We start from the raw sequence: 16680 nt of genomic DNA, 5'->3' as shown, positions 1-16680 counted from the left end.
GTCCGCTTTGGGAGCGGCCATGAGAAAGCTGGTACAAGTATGTTTTGGCGTGGTTAAGAATCAAAGTGAATTCCAGGTTCAAACGGCTTAAAAAACAGTTTGAACCCGGTGGTGAGAGATGGTATCTGCGAGTGCAATATCGGCCAACCGCCGTGAACAACCTCGCCACTAGATCAAACCGATAGCTGTGCTATGCTATTCATCCACTGAAAGGTATCCATTTAAGATTACGTCACTATTTTTCGGAGGATCTATCCATTAGCTTCTGACCCTATTCGTCCCAGAATAACTTAAAAGTCAGAATTCAGGAGGTTATACCGGTGCCACTCTTTAAAAGCCTCCCGCTGCGCAAAAAGATGATCCTCTTGTTCCTGCTGATCAGTAGTACCGTGCTTACCCTAGCGACCACCGGCTTCGCGATCAATGACTGGCATGATTCAAGATTACAGGTCACAGAAAACCTGCGTTCACAGGCCGATATTATTAGTCACAACGCCATCGCCGCACTAACATTCGAAGACCCTGAATCCGTGCGTATAACCCTCGAATCACTGGAAAATGTTCGTAATATCGTCCTCGCCGTGGTTTACGATGCCGATAAACATATTTTTGCCCAATACTCACCCAAAGGTTACTCCGCGCCGCCACTACCAGACAGTCTTGAAGGCGAGCTAAACAGAACGCTGTATGTGATTCGTCCGGTGAAGGTCGATCAGGAAACCATCGGTTTTACCTTGTTACTCTCCGATCTTAGCTACCTAAAAAAGCGCCAAATTGACCAGATCAGCATCGCCTTTGTCGTCTTTTTACTCTCATTGATTGTCGCCTTGGTGCTGTCCAGTGTGGCGCAGAACATTATCACCCGCCCCATTACTCAGCTCGCCAGTACCGCCCGAAAGATCACCCGCACGCAGAACTATCAGCTGCGAGTACGTAACCGCTCTCGAGATGAGATCGGCAGCCTCGCAGCCGACTTCAACCAGATGATTGAGCAAATTCAGACGCGGGATAATGAACTGCAAGATGCGAGTCAGCTACTGGAAAAGAAAGTTAAGGACCGCACGGCAGAACTGCTTCGATTAACCGAACAGTTAGAACATCAAGCTTTTCACGATAATCTCACCGGCCTACCCAACCGCTCAACCTTCGATAATCAACTCAACGCCGCCATCAACTATGCCTGTCGCCAAGGTGAGCAATTGACCGTGATGTTTCTCGACCTCGACCGTTTTAAAGATATTAACGATACCCTCGGCCACGATATGGGTGATCAGTTACTCATAGAGCTATCATCGCGATTAAAAAACAGCCTCAGGGCAAGTGACACCCTCGCCCGCCTCGGCGGTGATGAATTTGCCATTCTCACGGTGAACACATCACAACACCACGCCACCAATATCGCAGCCAAGCTGGTTGATGAGATTAAAAAGCCGGTCATTATTGGCGATTTAAACCTACAGGTTACCACCAGCATCGGCATCAGCATTTATCCTCAAGATGGTACGGATGCAACCACCATCGTCAAACATGCCGATACCGCCATGTATTCAGCGAAAGCCGCAGGCCGCAATCAGTTCAACTTTTTCGATAAGCAGATGAATATCCATTCGGAACGGCGGATTCAGCTGGCACAAAAGCTGCGACACGCCATCGATAACAATCTGTTTCAGGTTTATTACCAACCCAAATGGTGTACCCGTCGGTCGGTCATGGTCGGCGTAGAGGCCTTAATTCGCTGGTTTGACACAGAAGAAGGCGCGATCTCTCCGGAGGAATTTATTCCGCTCGCCGAAGATCAAGGGCTCATTGGCCAGATTGACCAGTGGGTGATGAATCAATCATGCCGAGATATTCTCCAACTGCACCAGCAGTTCGGCCATAAACTCCAGTTATCCGTTAACTTTTCACCGGCACACTTTATCCGCCATGACCTCTACAACCGCATCGCCGATGTTCTGACCCAAACCGGCTTTCCCGGCACCTCTCTGGATATTGAGATGACCGAAACCGTCATGGCCGCCGAAAATGACTCCTTGTTGAAACAGCTCGATCAAATTCGCACCCTCGGCATCGAGATATCCATCGATGACTTCGGTATCGCTTATTCATCCCTCAGTCGGTTAAAACGTTTACCGCTAAACACGTTAAAAATAGATCGCTCATTTATTCGTGATATCGGGCGCGACCATGACGATGAGATCATCGTCAAAACCATTATCGATATGGCCCATAACCTAAATCTCAAAGTGGTTGCCGAAGGCGTTGAAACCCAAGAACAGTTAACCTTTGTGACCCAATACAACTGCGATCAGGTGCAGGGATTTCTCTTTAGCCCGCCACTTCCCCTAGAAAAAATCAGCGCGTTAATGCAAGCACAGGCCAGTGCTCAGTTAAACGAGCCTTAAATATTCATCCCGTCAGCGTTAATAACTTTTTGAGTTGTCTTTTTAAACGTAAAGCCCTGAATGGCCATAAAATCCGCTAAAGTGCAGACAAAACCAACAAGGTCGTCATCTTTAGTAAATACTTTTCGGTATTTTTTTATGCTATAAATGCAATATTAAGACAAATTATTTACATCCGCGATCAACCCATTCGAGGCGTGACGGATTGACGCTCTATGTCATATTTGTCTTAAAGCAACCTGCGACTCTATGTCACAGCTTTTTTTGCCATTTTTTGCGTCATAATGACAAATGTTGCGCTAAGAGGCTTCTTAAACAGAGGACCCCTTCATAATAAAAACAGACAAAACAATACGTTATTGTCTTTTTAGTTATTTGGTACAGTCTTTGCTGTAACACGGTTATAGCTTGAGTCGTTAAGCACTGACTCTGTGTCTACACGTTTGACGCTCTCTTCGGCTAGAGTGCCGAACTAATGAAGGATTTAAACTATGGTTTCTGAATCGATTGTCGAATTATCGCGCTGGCAATTCGCCCTTACCGCGATGTATCACTTTCTCTTTGTACCCCTAACGCTGGGGTTATCATTTATGCTTGCGATCATGGAATCGGTCTACGTTATGACCGGTAAACAGATCTATAAGGATATGACTCGCTTCTGGGGCAAACTCTTTGGTATTAACTTTGCCCTCGGGGTTACCACTGGACTGACGATGGAGTTTCAGTTCGGCACAAACTGGGCCTACTACTCTCATTATGTCGGCGATATATTCGGGGCACCGCTAGCCATTGAAGGTTTAATGGCATTCTTCCTCGAATCTACCTTTATCGGCCTGTTCTTCTTCGGCTGGGACCGACTCAATAAGGTTCAGCATCTAGGGGTGACTTGGCTGGTTGCGATCGGCTCAAACTTCTCCGCGCTATGGATTTTGATTGCCAATGGCTGGATGCAAAACCCTGTCGGTGCCTACTTTAACTTCGAAACCATGCGAATGGAGATGGATAGCTTCAGCGAAGTTATTTTCAACCCAGTGGCACAGGTTAAATTCGTGCATACCGTGTCTGCAGGCTATGTGACCGGCGCCATGTTCGTGCTCTCTATCAGCGCCCTCTACCTGCTGCGCAACCGTGATGTTGCCTTCGCTCGCCGCTCCTTTGCGATCGCTTCTGCCTTCGGTTTGGCAGCGATTCTTTCGGTCATCCTGCTCGGTGACGAAAGTGGTTATGAGATTGGTGAAGTCCAGCAAGTAAAACTTGCGGCGATTGAAGCCGAATGGGAAACCCATCCAGCACCCGCCTCTTTTACGATGGTCGGCCTACCTAATCAGGAAGAGCAAGTCACCGATTACGCGGTGCGCATCCCCTGGGTGCTAGGGCTAATCGCCACCCGCTCAGTGGACACAGAGATCACCGGTATTAAAGATCTCATTGCCATGAACGAAGTGCGTATTCGTAACGGTATGAAAGCCTATGACCTGCTACAACTACTGCGTAATGGCAATGACACCCCTGCTAACCGGGAAGCCTTCAGCGCGGTCAGCGATGACCTAGGCTATGGCTTGCTACTTACTCGCTTTACGCCGAATGTTAGCGATGCTACCGAGGCACAGATCAAAGCGGCCGCACGGGACACCATCCCTCAGGTCGCACCGATCTTCTGGGCCTTCCGTATTATGGTTGCAGCCGGAGGCATCATGCTGATTACCTTTGCCGCAGCTTTCTATTACACCGCCCGTCGTCGGGAATATAAAACTCGCTGGTTGCTCAAGCTGGCAGTGCTCTGCTTGCCGCTACCATGGGTTGGCGTAGAAACAGGCTGGTTCATTGCCGAATTTGGTCGTCAGCCATGGGCTATCGGTGAAATTCTACCTACCTATGTTGCGACTTCGACACTCAGCGAAACCGATCTATGGCTTAGCATCAGCGGCTTTGCAGCTCTTTACACTTTCTTCCTCTGTATTGAAGTGTTCCTGATGGTTAAATATATCCGTAAAGGGCCCAGCTCTCTTGAAACCGGCCGCTACCATCACGAAAAACTAGGAGAAACTCAGCATGTTTGATTATGAAACTTTGCGTTTAGTCTGGTGGCTTTTAGTTGGCGTACTGCTGATCGGCTTTGCTGTCACCGATGGCTTTGACCTTGGCGTAGCGATGCTACTGCCGCTTCTAGGTAAAAACGACACCGAACGACGGGTCATCATTAACACCATAGGACCACACTGGGACGGTAACCAAGTTTGGCTAATCACCGCCGGTGGTGCCCTTTTTGCCGCTTGGCCTCTGGTCTATGCAACGGCCTTCTCCGGCTTCTACTGGGCGATGCTATTAGTCTTGTTCGCCCTGTTCTTCCGCCCAGTGGGTTTTGAATATCGCAGTAAAATGCCGAGTGCTCGGTGGCGCAAAAATTGGGACTTAGGCATCTGCCTTGGCTCCTTCGTGCCCGCACTGGTGTTTGGTGTTGCCTTCGGTAACCTGTTCCAAGGTGTTCCATTTAGCTTTGATGAACTAACCCGTTCAACCTACACCGGTTCGTTTTGGGCGCTACTGAACCCCTTTGCGATTGTCTGCGGCTTGGTTAGCGTGGTCATGCTGGTGCAACACGGCGCGGTTTGGTTACAGATGCGAGCTGGCGGTGAGATTCAGCAGCGTGGTCAATCGGTTGCAACACTCTCTGGTGTGCTACTCAGCGTCCTGCTACTCATTGCCGGTATCTGGTTATACACCGCGATCCCTGGCTTTATCATTAGCAGCGAGGTGGTCGGCGATGCGAGCTCTAACCCACTGAATAAAACAGTGGTGCAAAGCGCTAACTGGTTCGGTAATTTCGCCCAGTACCCATTGCTATGGTGCTTACCCTTGGCAGCCGTTGTCATACCTCTGCTAACCAGCGTACTTTCACGCGCTAAACGCTCAGGCCTCGCCTTTGTCTCTAGCTCACTAGGGATATCCGCGATCATCCTGCTAGCCGGTGTCACCATGTTTCCGTTTGTTATGCCTTCGTCTACCGACATGGCGAGCAGTCTGACTCTATGGGATGCGACCTCTAGTAAGTTAACACTGGAAATTATGCTCTGGGTAGCGCTGTTCTTTGTGCCCCTCATTCTGATCTACACCACTTGGTGTTATGTCAAAATGTGGCGCCGAGTCGAACCAGAGTTTATTGAACAGAACAATATTTCTAACTACTAGTCTTAACGGAGAATAATATGTGGTATTTCGCTTGGATTCTCGGTGTTCTACTGGCCTGCAGCTTTGGCATCATTAATGCCATGTGGTATGAACATCAGGACGAGACTGAAGAAGAATCCTGATAAGCCGGTGTTATAACTGGGGCAGTGACTTCACTGCTCCAGTTTGCGATAGAGGGTTCGTAAACTACAGCCCGCTATCTCAGCAACACGACTCTTATCCGGATAAACCTGCAGTAACGCATCAAGATAACGCTGTTCAATTTGCTCGATACTGAGCCCCTGCGCAGCCAACTGAGTTAAGCCTTCTGTTTTTTGCGAGACAGATGTCGACCCCAACATCAAATTCAAACTACGCTGGATCACATCGACGTCGATCAGGTCATCATGACGCAACACTACCGCCCGCTCGAGGATATTTTTCAGCTCTCGAACATTTCCCTTAAACGGCTGCTGAGCCAACAATTGCAACGCCTCATCGGTGAGCCGCAACGGCGCTTTATCGTCTATGCGCAACAAAATACTTGTCACCAACAGAGGCAGATCTTCTCTACGTTCAGACAGCGATGGCAAACGAATGGGAAAGGTACTAATACGATGGAACAGGTCTTCTCGGAACTCTCCCCGCTCAACCATCAACTGCAAATCTTTATGGGTAGCGCAAACCAGCCGAAAATTCGCGGCAACAGCCTTACTATCGCCCACCGGACGGAATGTTTTCGTCTCGATCAGTCGCAACAGTTTCACCTGCAGATGCAGCGGTACATCGCCGACCTCATCAAGGAACAGAGTGCCACCCTGGGCCGACTGAACCAGCCCGGTACGCGAGTGGATCGCGCCGGTAAAAGCGCCTTTCGTATGGCCAAACAGCTCACTCTCAAACAGACTATCGGTCAGCCCCGAACACTCCACCGTCACAAAGGGTTTTTCGGACCTAGGACTAGTTGCGTGAACCGCCTGCGCCGCCAGCTCTTTACCGGCACCCGAGGGCCCCATCAACAACACATTGGTATCCGTTTTGCCGACCCGCTGCAGCAGGTCCACCAGCTCATTAAAGGCCTGGCTCCGGCCAATCATCTTGTTGGCAATCGGCTCTGCACTGACCTCCCGAATGGGCGTCATCAGCTCGATAAAGTAGGTTTGCTCCTCCTCATCGGTGATCGGAATAGTTTCAATGCCAACATGTTCTTTGCCCTGTGGCGTATTATGGATATGCAGCACGCTGGCGCGATGACCGTTTTCACGCGCCTCCTGCATTGGGCAGGTTTCCCCTTCGAGATCACAGGGCCGTTGATATCCATGGGAAAGAAAGTAACATTTAGCCGAACCACGCCCATCCAGTCCGCCAAAACGAAAGTCATAGTTCGCATTGGTGGCAACCACATTGTAATCGGCATCAATCAAAACGGCGGGAGAGTGATAACTATCCAACACATTGCGCATCGTTCTCAACCAACTTGCTTTGGTCATGACAACACTCCTTTTCCGTCAAAAATGGCTAAAATGTGTCAATAATGACAAGCTAACCCATTTATTACCAGCACCTTACCAATTAAGAGGCCGTCATTGATGAGCCAGATCAAGATTTCAACACTGCAACAATGCAGCGATGGCCAGCAACTTCTAAGGCTGGCGGGTAAAATCAGCCGTCGAGAAAATCGCTGGCTGACAGCCTTGGGCGTGCTGCAAACCGCCGCAACCATCGGCATTACCGCACTGTTTGCGCTGCTAATCAATGACGCCGTCTATCACCAAGCAGGCCCAGCCCCATGGCAGCAAAACGCTTGGTTGCTGCTGGCAGCCCTGCTTATACTACGCGCCCTATTGCCACTCTGGCAGACCCGCCTAGCGGATCAGGCCAGTATCAACGTTCGTAACCAGTTACGGGCGGTGGTACTAGAGCATTGCGCCGCGTTACAACTCAACTTAGAGCAACACTTCAGTAGCGCAGAGCTTAGCAACCTACTCAGCAGTGAGATCGACAGCACCCGAGACTACTTCGCCGAATTCCTACCACAGCAGCGGCTCGCTATGCTCGCCCCTATCATGATCATCTTCGCCTGCCTCTGGAGTGGCTGGCTGGTGCCACTACTGCTGGCGATCTCTGCGCCATTGATTCCCCTGTTTATGATCATTGTGGGTCACAAGGCCGCCGACGCTAGCCGCCGCAACCTCACGGAACTGACCCGGCTTGGCAACTTGCTGTCAGATCGAATTAAAGGCATCTCCGCATTGCAGCTCGCTGATCGCTGCGATGAAGAGCAACAAAGCCTGTTTCAGCAATCAGAGAAGTTTCGCCACTCAACCATGCAGGTGCTGCGGCTCGCATTTCTCTCCGGCACGTTACTCGAATTTTTTAGCGCCATCAGTATCGCCATGGTGGCGGTTTATCTGGGGCTGCTCTATCTCGATAAGTATCAGATAGGGATGTGGTATGACACCCTCAATCTAAGCCACGGAATATTCCTGCTCATGCTGGCACCGGAGTTTTACCTACCCCTGCGCCGCTTAGGGGCGCTTTACCATGCCCGAGCCGATGCTAGCAGCGTCGCAGATCACTTACTGAAACTATTACGACTGCAGCCGATTAGCGCCAACGACGTCAAGCAAACTCCGACTGAAACCATCGACCAGATTAACCTACAAGAACTCCAGAGTGGCTACGGTGATACCGCGATTGGCAAGCCCCTCAGTTGTAACCTAAAACGAGGCCAGATCACGCTGTTGACCGGCCCATCGGGGGTGGGCAAAAGTACCTTATTGGACACCCTTGCCGGTTTGCAGCCACCGCTTAGCGGGCAACTGGAAGTCAATCACGAGGCGATCAATATTTTCAACAACCACCACTGGCAGCAACGTATCGGCTATATGACGCAGCAACCTGAACTGCTGTTCGACAGCATTCGCCACAACCTCTGCCTTGGCCGAGAGTTCAGCGATACACAGCTATACGATGCGCTTAAGCAGGCCCGAGCCGATCACCTTGTCGATGCGCTACCCGAACAACTGGATTACTGCATCAGCGACAGCGGCGGGTTTCTCTCCGGCGGCCAAGCACAGCGTATTGCGCTTGCTCGGGTCTTTTTACACCAGCCCGACCTGCTGTTACTGGATGAACCGACCGCCAATTTAGATCAGGAAAACGCCCAAGCCTTTATGGCCGGCCTGCAACAGTTTGCAGCCAACGGCGGCATCGTCCTGATCAGCAGTCACCGAGACGCGCACACTCAGTTTGATCAAGTCATCAGCCTCAGTGCCGATCAATCCGCGGAGATATCCCATGCCTGAACTCGTGCAACGCTATTTTCAACTGCTGTGGCAGCAACGCGGTATGGCCTCGCTTGGACTACTGCTCGCGACGGTCACTGCCTTATCGGGTATCGCGTTACTGGCCGTCTCCGGCTGGTTTATCAGCGCCACCGCGGTGGCGGGTTTATCACTCGCAGCCGCCCATGGCTTCAACTATTTTGCCCCCGGCGCCGTTGTTCGAGGACTATCTATCAGCCGAACCTTTGGCCGCTATGGCGAACGACTGGCAACCCATGAAGCGACTTTTCGAGTGATTTCACACCTGCGCAGCGAAATGTTCGCCACTCTCGCACGACACAATTGGCAGGAACAGCCCCTCAACAGCCATGAAGCCAGTAGCCGCCTGCTGGATGATATTCGTCATGCCGAATCACTGTATCTCTCGGCGCTGGTACCCGGCCTCGTCATGCTGCTTAGCAGCCTGCTCTATCTGGCGACAGTGGCCCTGTTTCTACCCCCGTTGGCACTCTGGCTGATACCGCCTTTACTGATGTCGGTCATCCTGGTGCCGATGCTCTATCTACGCCGGGTGCTGCAACCACAAAATAGGCTACATCAACAACGTAGCCTGCAATGGCGTGACGCCCACTCGCTATTTAGCAATCTACGGACACTGATTCTATTTGACCGGCTGTCACACCAGAGTGACACACTCACCCAGAGTGCCAGCATTGCGGATATCACCGAGCAACACACCAGCGATGCGCGGCAACGGGTGAACATTCTCAATCAACTGATTCAAGCGGCGATGCTCCTACTGGTTTTATGGCAAGGGCTAACCGGCTTAGCCGCCGGTCAACTGGAGGGCACGCTGGTCTTTATGCTGCTATTACTGACCCTCGGTTTACAGGAGGTGATCATCACCGGCAGCAGCGCTCTCGCCGCCTTTGCCTTAGGCTATAAGGCATTACAGCGCATTGGCCAACTCAGCCCAGCCAAACCCCAGTCTGATCAACGCCAATTCACTGACATTAACGACGGCCAACCGAGTATTCGCATCCAAGGACTCGAATACCGCTACCCATCACGACAGGAAGCCACCATACAGGGCCTCAGCGCGGCGCTAGACCCTCATCACTGGTATTGGCTAACAAGCCCGAGCGGTTATGGGAAAACCACCCTGATGCAGCTTTTAGCCGGCCAACTGCAACCACAGCAAGGCTCGATCACCTTCACGGGCTTACAACCGAATCAGATCGGTATGATGCCGCAGCAGGTGAGCCTGCTTCAGGGCTCGCTGCGCTTTAATCTCTGCCTTCACCACGACTTTAGCGATGCAGAACTATGGGAGGCACTGCGCACCGTTGAACTGGATAGCTGGGCAGAACAACTACCGGATCAACTGGATACTTGGCTAGGGAAGGGTTCACACCTGCCATCCGGTGGCGAACTGAAACGCCTAGGGTTAGCGCGGCTTATCTTGCTCGACCGCCCCGTTTTATTGCTCGATGAGCCTACCGCCGGTATCGATACCGAACGCAGCCAACGCATTCTTCAGCGCCTGCAACAGCGCTGGGCGAACCGCATTGTGATTATCAGCAGTCATGATATTCAACTGATGGCGACTGACGACCAACCATTAACGCTATAGCCACTACACTGACAGTCAAAAACCCGCCGCGGCGGGTTTTTTTATGGTCTTGCGTTCACCCTTGATCAGCTAATCATCAACGGGGTGGCATTTCTGCCAGACACAAAAAAGGCCCGCGCAATGCGGGCCTTCTCATAAAACGCTCAGCAACAATTACTTGTTAGCTTTACGCTCTTTCTCTTCAGCGATAACTTTTTCAGCAACAGATGCTGGGCAAGCTGAGTAGTGCGCGAACTCCATAGAGAACTGACCACGACCAGAAGTCATAGTACGCAGGTGTCCGATATAACCGAACATCTCAGACAGAGGCACGTCAGCTTTAATACGTACGCCTGAACCGGCTGCTTCTTGACCAGAGATGATGCCACGACGACGGTTAAGGTCACCGATAACGTCACCAACGTGATCTTCAGGAGTGAATACGTCAACCTTCATGACAGGTTCCAGCAACTGTGGACCCGCTTTAGGCATAGACTGACGGAACGCACCTTTAGCTGCGATTTCAAACGCAATCGCAGAGGAGTCAACCGCGTGGTAACCACCATCATACAGCTCAACTTCAACGTCCAGCACAGGGAAACCAGCCAGTGGGCCTGTATCCATCATGCTCTTGAAACCCTTCTCGATAGCTGGGAAGAATTCTTTTGGTACGTTACCACCCACAACAGTAGATGAGAAAGTGAAGCCAGAGTTCTGCTCGCCCGGCTTGATGCGGTAATCGATCTTACCGTATTGACCTGAACCACCAGACTGTTTCTTATGCGTGTAGCTGTCTTCGATCGCTTGAGTGATTGTCTCGCGGTAAGCAACCTGTGGCTGACCTACAATCAGTTCAACGCCGTAAGTACGCTTCAGGATGTCAACTTTGATATCCAAGTGCAGCTCGCCCATACCTTTCAGGATGGTTTCGCCAGAATCTTCGTCGGTTTCAACGATGAAGGTAGGATCTTCTGCAACCATTTTACCGATCGCGATACCCATTTTCTCAGCACCACCTTTATCTTTAGGTGTTACTGCGATAGAGATTACAGGCTCAGGGAAGACCATCGCTTCAAGTGTACATTCATGCTTAGGATCACACAGTGTATGACCAGTCTGTACGTTTTTCATACCCACGATAGCGATGATGTCACCGGCTTGAGCAGAATCCAGTTCTTTACGCTCATCGGCTTCCATTTCACACATCCGGCCAACACGTTCCGTTTTACCGGTGAACGAGTTAAGGATGGTGTCACCTTTCTTCAATTTACCAGAGTAAATACGAACGAAGGTCAGAGCACCGAAACGGTCATCCATGATTTTGAATGCCAAGGCGCGGAAAGGCTCATCAGTAGAAACCGTAGCGACTTCACCTGTTGGCTCACCGAACTCATCGGTCAGATCTTGTGGAATAACATCTGTTGGGCTCGGCAGGTAATCAACAACCGCATCCAGAATCAACTGAATACCTTTGTTTTTGAATGCAGAACCACAGTAAGTTGGGAAGAACGCCAACTCACGAGTACCGGTACGGATACAACGCTTGATATCTTCCATAGCAGGCTCTTCGCCGTCCATGTAAGCCATCATCAGGTCGTCGTCTTGCTCTACAGCAGTTTCGATCAACTGTTCACGGTACATTTCAACATCTTCTACCATATCGGCAGGGACATCGGTCACGACGAAGTTTTCTGGCAAGCCAGTATCGTCCCAAACGTAAGCTTTACGTGTTAGCAGGTCAACCACACCAACAAAGTCTTCTTCGCGGCCGATTGGCAGAACCATGATCAGTGGCTTAGCCGCCAATACATTTTCAACTTGGTCAACAACTTTATGGAAGTCAGCGCCCATACGGTCTAGCTTGTTAACGAAGATGATACGGGAAACGCCCGATTCATCAGCATAACGCCAGTTAGTTTCTGATTGAGGCTCAACACCACCAGAACCACAGAATACGCCGATGCCGCCATCCAACACTTTCAGTGAACGATATACTTCAACCGTGAAGTCAACGTGTCCTGGAGTATCGATGATGTTCATGCGGTGATCTTTCCAGAAAGTGGTGATCGCCGCTGACTGGATAGTAATACCCCGCTCAGCTTCTTGTTCCATGAAGTCAGTAGTGGACTCACCGTCGTGAACCTCACCTGTCTTATGGATTTTACCTGTCAGTTTCAGGATACGTTCGGTCGTAGTAGTTTTACCCGCGTCTACGTGGGCGAAAATACCGATGTTACGGTAGTGTGATAAGTCAGACATTTCTTCACTCGAATGTTAGGGGCGTAAAATGCGCGGCATTATACCGCATTCATTGGCATTTGTAGATATTTTAAGCAAAGAAAAATCCTCGCTGCCATATCAACGCTCAGGGTTCACTTTTTGGGATGTCGATACTCTGATATAAGATCAGGATGTCAGATGCCGTATTCCTCAAAAATCTCTTTCAGACCCGGCTTATTAGCCAGCATCTCTTCTTGATCTAACCCCTTAAGTTCATGGGGGAAAACCAGCCAATCTTCTGATTTATGCAAGTAATAATCGGGCTCTAGATCGGTCCGATTGTTAGCTGGCTTGAACCAGGGTGTCGCAATTCGAATATCATGGGGAGCATTCAGACGCGCTTTATCTCTCAGCGTATCGATGACAGCCTTGATACTCAATCCGGTGTCAAACACATCATCAACAATCAGCAATGAATCTGCTTGATTGATATTACGCACGAGATAATCCAGTCCATGCACCCGCACCTCTTTATTTCGAGTACCAATACCCGAATATGAAGATGTACGAATAGCGATATGATCGGTATCCACACCCAGATGATCTAATAGCTCCTGTACTGCGATACCGACCGGAGTACCTCCGCGCCAGACACCCACAATAAAATCAGGACGGAAGCCACTATTATAGACTTCCAACGCCAGCCTGAAAGAATCTTCAAGCAGATCCTGTGCGCTCAGATATATTTTTTCAACCATCTGTTTATTCCATTCACCGGCCTATATTTGGCCTATGAGGACCTCAGTATACAGGTCTATGAAAGTACCGATTTGTCGGCAAGGCCCGCTACTGTACGTATTCTGATCAAACCGCGCAACATTAGACGCCGTTTTTATGCAAAAAGCACCTGCCATTTAGGCTCCCTGCTTGCCGATCACTGAAAACGATTCAAGTAACCCTATCTACGGCAAACGTTCACCCTCATCGGCGACACCATTTAACTGATCAAGAATAGGGCAATCCGCCTGCTGATCACCGCGACAAGCACTCACCGCCGTTTCCAACATAGCCCGCATCTGCTGTAACGATTCTATCTGCTGATCGATCCGCTGAATCTGCTGCTCGGCTTTCTGTTTCACGCTAGCGCTGGTACGGCTCGGGTCCTGAGACAACTGAAACAAAGCGCGGCTCTCCTCTAACGAGAAGCCCATATCCCGTGACCGTTTGATAAAACGAAGCACTTCTAGTTGCTGTTCCGTATAGATACGATAACCGTTTGCCGCACGCGCCGCCGGTGGAATAACACCCTGCTGCTCATAAAACCGAATCGTTTTGCTAGTCAGCCCCGTGGCAGCGGCTGCCTGAGAAATATTCATAATGTGCTCCGACAATGACTTAAGCGAGAACGCTTTATGCTTGAGGGTATCAAACAGACCAAAAGACTAGGCGCTAACGACATAACGGAAAACACCGTCGGTAACATGGCAACCGATAGAAAAGCGCAAGGTTAAGCGCCCGACGGGGATAACTGCATCGTTATCATTCGATTGATGATAATCGTCCGCACTTGCCTCAATTTGGCTATTTGCCCAACAGATTCGCGCTTTCTTCACTAAATTGCAACTCAACAGTTGACCTTACCGTGGCTGGAAGCTCTAACCTGTTTAGTAGATAAATACTGTGATGAGAGTACATCATGACCACAACGCTATTATTAGAGAACGTGACCTGCGCCGGTTGCGTGAAAAAAATTGAAAAAGGCATCAATGCGCTCCCCAATGTCGAACAGGCAACGGTGGACTTTCCCCAACGACGCCTCAATGTCGAAGGCAGCATCAGCGGACCTCAGTTGATCAAAGTGTTGTCTGAGATCGGCTATCGCGGTCGTTTAGCCAGCAATGAAGCCGCCGACCGCGCCCGTCAAAAAGCGCAACAAGCCGCCCAATATAAGCAATATATCCGTAATACATTATTCGCCCTAGGTATCGGTATACCCTTAATGATCGCCGGCATGCTGATGGATGATATGAGCGTGCGAACTCCGCAGGATCAAATCATCTGGGGCCTGATCGGCCTGCTGACCCTGTCGATCTTATTATTTCCTGGGCGACACTTTTTCAGCGGCGCTTGGCACGCATTGAAAACCGGCTCCGCTACCATGGATAGCCTGATCGCCCTAGGTACCGGCGCCGCGTGGCTGTTCTCAACCGCCGTGGTCTTATTTCCGGAGCTGTTCCCCGAGGGTTCGCGACACCTCTATTACGAAGCCAGCGCCATGATTATCGGATTGATTAACTTTGGCCAAGCGATGGAGATCCGTGCCCGCGGTAAAACCTCCGAAGCGGTCGAGCGGCTGCTCAGTCTACAACCCAAAACCGCACGTGTTATCCGTAACGAGAAAGAGGTAGACCTACCGCTAGAGCTGGTCGAAACCGGTGATCGGCTCCGTATTCGCCCCGGTGAACAGATACCGGTCGATGCCATCGTGGAGGAGGGTAGTAGTCTCATTGATGAAGCTATGCTCAGCGGCGAACCTCTGCCGGTCAGCAAATCGGCCGGAGATCGCGTCAGCGCCGGCACGCTGAATAAATCAGGCGCCCTGATCGTCACCGCCAAAAAGGTCGGCAGCGACACCGCCCTGAGTCGCATTATAGAGATGGTAAAACAGGCCCAGGCCAGCAAGCCGGAAATATCCAGACTGGCGGATACGGTCGCCAGCATCTTTGTCCCAGTGGTCATTCTCTGTAGTATTGCGACGGCACTGATCTGGTATCTGTTTGGCCCCGAGCCACCCCTGTCATATATGCTGGTCACCGCCACAACCGTACTGATTATCGCCTGCCCCTGTGCCTTAGGCTTGGCCACGCCGATGTCGGTGATGGTCGGTGTTGGCAAAGCGGCGGAATACGGCATTCTCATCCGTAACGGACAGGCACTACAGACCGCGTCACAGCTAGATACCTTGGTACTGGATAAAACCGGCACCATTACCGAAGGCGCGCCAAAAGTGACCGATATCCTTACCGATCGGCCTAACATGCTGCAATTAGCCGCCTCATTAGAAAATGCCTCTGAGCACCCATTGGCTGAAGCCATTGTTCGCTATGCCGCTGAACAACAGGTCGATCTATTAGCAGTGGATAACTTTCAAGCCACCAGCGGAAGGGGCGCCAAAGCCTTTGTGGATAACATTGAGGTCAGCTTGGGTAATCAAGCATGGATGGAGGAGCAGGGCATCGACTGCTCCGCCTTTGTGGATAAAGCCAACGTCCTCGCAGAACAGGCCAAAACCCCGGTATACGTGAGCCTCGACAGAGAACTGGCCGGTATTTTAGCGATCGCTGATCCGATCAGAGCAGACTCTATCGCCGCCATTGCCCGATTACAACGCGCGGGCCTCAACGTCATTATGCTCACCGGCGATAACCCCCATACCGCCGCCGCGGTGGCTCGCCAAGTGGGTGTGGATAACTTTATTGCGGGTATTTTACCGGAAGATAAAGCGAAGGAAGTGGAGAAATTACAACGGGCGGACAACACGGTTGGTATGTGCGGTGATGGTATCAACGATGCCCCCGCCTTAGCACGGGCCGATGTTGGTTTTGCCATCGGTAACGGCACCGATGTCGCGATTGAAAGCGCCGATATGGTACTGATTCGCAACAGCCTACACTCCGTTGCCGATGCTATTGAGCTGTCCCGCGCGACCCTCAGTAATATCCGCCAAAACCTGTTTGGTGCCTTCATCTACAACAGTTTAGGTATCCCAATCGCCGCCGGCATTTTATTCCCCTTTACCGGCCTGTTACTCAGCCCTGTGATCGCAGGGGCCGCCATGGCCTTTTCATCCGTCACCGTGGTCACCAATGCCAACCGACTACGGCTGTTCAAACCGTCAACCAGAACATAACCGCAGAAGACAGACGGCAGAAAGCCTGTAACAGAGATATTTATGCTTTGTCACAGGCTTTCAGGCTGATTTCAGTCA

Annotated in this window: 11 protein-coding genes; 7 read left to right on the top strand and 4 right to left on the bottom strand. The window is 50.8% G+C overall.

Annotation, left to right across the window (positions count from 1 at the left end):
- The first annotated feature begins 320 nt into the window (after positions 1-320).
- The 4 genes from EH243_RS12545 (at position 321) to cydX (ending at position 5716) form a co-directional block, all read left to right on the top strand.
- Entirely contained in the window at positions 321-2405 is a 2085-nt protein-coding gene (locus EH243_RS12545; RefSeq protein ID WP_126159013.1) for a bifunctional diguanylate cyclase/phosphodiesterase, read from the top strand.
- Between the two features lie 491 nt (positions 2406-2896).
- A complete protein-coding gene (locus EH243_RS12540; RefSeq protein ID WP_126159012.1) occupies positions 2897-4465 on the top strand; it encodes a cytochrome ubiquinol oxidase subunit I in 1569 nt (522 codons plus the stop codon).
- Positions 4458-5594 (top strand): cytochrome d ubiquinol oxidase subunit II, encoded by a 1137-nt coding sequence (cydB, locus tag EH243_RS12535; protein ID WP_126159011.1) that lies wholly within the window; start codon positions 4458-4460, stop codon positions 5592-5594. Before EH243_RS12540 ends, cydB begins: the two co-directional genes overlap by 8 nt.
- 17 nt (positions 5595-5611) lie before the next feature.
- Positions 5612-5716 carry a cytochrome bd-I oxidase subunit CydX gene (gene cydX / locus EH243_RS12530; protein ID WP_126159010.1) on the top strand — a complete coding sequence of 35 codons (105 nt, stop codon included), beginning with the start codon at positions 5612-5614 and terminating at the stop codon, positions 5714-5716.
- Positions 5717-5746: 30 nt separating this feature from the next.
- Here the strand turns inward: cydX and EH243_RS12525 are convergent, their stop codons facing one another.
- Entirely contained in the window at positions 5747-7063 is a 1317-nt protein-coding gene (locus EH243_RS12525; RefSeq protein ID WP_126159009.1) for a sigma-54 interaction domain-containing protein, read from the bottom strand.
- 99 nt (positions 7064-7162) lie between these two features.
- Between EH243_RS12525 and cydD the strand changes: the two genes are divergently transcribed.
- Both cydD and EH243_RS12515 read left to right on the top strand, forming a co-directional pair.
- The gene (gene cydD / locus EH243_RS12520; RefSeq protein WP_126159008.1) at positions 7163-8881 is read left to right on the top strand and encodes a thiol reductant ABC exporter subunit CydD; all 1719 of its coding nucleotides are present in this window, start codon (positions 7163-7165) and stop codon (positions 8879-8881) included.
- On the top strand, positions 8874-10493 hold the full coding sequence (locus tag EH243_RS12515) for an amino acid ABC transporter ATP-binding/permease protein (RefSeq protein ID WP_126159007.1): 1620 nt from the start codon (positions 8874-8876) through the stop codon (positions 10491-10493). Before cydD ends, EH243_RS12515 begins: the two co-directional genes overlap by 8 nt.
- A 153-nt stretch (positions 10494-10646) precedes the next feature.
- On the opposite strand, the gene fusA is transcribed toward EH243_RS12515, so the two are convergent.
- The 3 genes from fusA to cueR form a co-directional block, all read right to left on the bottom strand.
- Complete coding sequence (gene fusA, locus EH243_RS12510; protein ID WP_126159006.1) at positions 10647-12731, bottom strand: elongation factor G; 2085 nt, start codon at positions 12729-12731, stop codon at positions 10647-10649.
- Between the two features lie 155 nt (positions 12732-12886).
- A complete protein-coding gene (locus EH243_RS12505; protein WP_126159005.1) occupies positions 12887-13450 on the bottom strand; it encodes a phosphoribosyltransferase in 564 nt (187 codons plus the stop codon).
- 204 nt (positions 13451-13654) lie between these two features.
- Complete coding sequence (cueR, locus tag EH243_RS12500) at positions 13655-14068, bottom strand: Cu(I)-responsive transcriptional regulator (protein ID WP_126159004.1); 414 nt, start codon at positions 14066-14068, stop codon at positions 13655-13657.
- Positions 14069-14388: 320 nt separating this feature from the next.
- Between cueR and EH243_RS12495 the strand changes: the two genes are divergently transcribed.
- The gene (locus tag EH243_RS12495) at positions 14389-16602 is read left to right on the top strand and encodes a heavy metal translocating P-type ATPase (protein WP_126159003.1); all 2214 of its coding nucleotides are present in this window, start codon (positions 14389-14391) and stop codon (positions 16600-16602) included.
- The last annotated feature ends 78 nt before the right edge of the window (positions 16603-16680 follow it).

Origin of the sequence: Amphritea opalescens, assembly GCF_003957515.1 — a bacterium.
Lineage (GTDB): Bacteria > Pseudomonadota > Gammaproteobacteria > Pseudomonadales > Balneatricaceae > Amphritea > Amphritea opalescens.
This window is presented reverse-complemented; position numbering and strand designations above follow the sequence as displayed.

Bases quoted from the DNA above. Each gene is read 5' to 3' on its own strand.
- EH243_RS12540 (WP_126159012.1), top strand. From the start codon at position 2,897: ATGGTTTCTGAATCGATTGTCGAATTATCGCGCTGGCAATTCGCCCTT.
- cydB (WP_126159011.1), top strand. From the start codon at position 4,458: ATGTTTGATTATGAAACTTTGCGTTTAGTCTGGTGGCTTTTAGTTGGC.
- cydX (WP_126159010.1), top strand. From the start codon at position 5,612: ATGTGGTATTTCGCTTGGATTCTCGGTGTTCTACTGGCCTGCAGCTTT.
- EH243_RS12525 (WP_126159009.1), bottom strand. From the start codon at position 7,063: ATGACCAAAGCAAGTTGGTTGAGAACGATGCGCAATGTGTTGGATAGT.
- cydD (WP_126159008.1), top strand. From the start codon at position 7,163: ATGAGCCAGATCAAGATTTCAACACTGCAACAATGCAGCGATGGCCAG.
- EH243_RS12515 (WP_126159007.1), top strand. From the start codon at position 8,874: ATGCCTGAACTCGTGCAACGCTATTTTCAACTGCTGTGGCAGCAACGC.
- fusA (WP_126159006.1), bottom strand. From the start codon at position 12,731: ATGTCTGACTTATCACACTACCGTAACATCGGTATTTTCGCCCACGTA.
- EH243_RS12505 (WP_126159005.1), bottom strand. From the start codon at position 13,450: ATGGTTGAAAAAATATATCTGAGCGCACAGGATCTGCTTGAAGATTCT.
- cueR (WP_126159004.1), bottom strand. From the start codon at position 14,068: ATGAATATTTCTCAGGCAGCCGCTGCCACGGGGCTGACTAGCAAAACG.
- EH243_RS12495 (WP_126159003.1), top strand. From the start codon at position 14,389: ATGACCACAACGCTATTATTAGAGAACGTGACCTGCGCCGGTTGCGTG.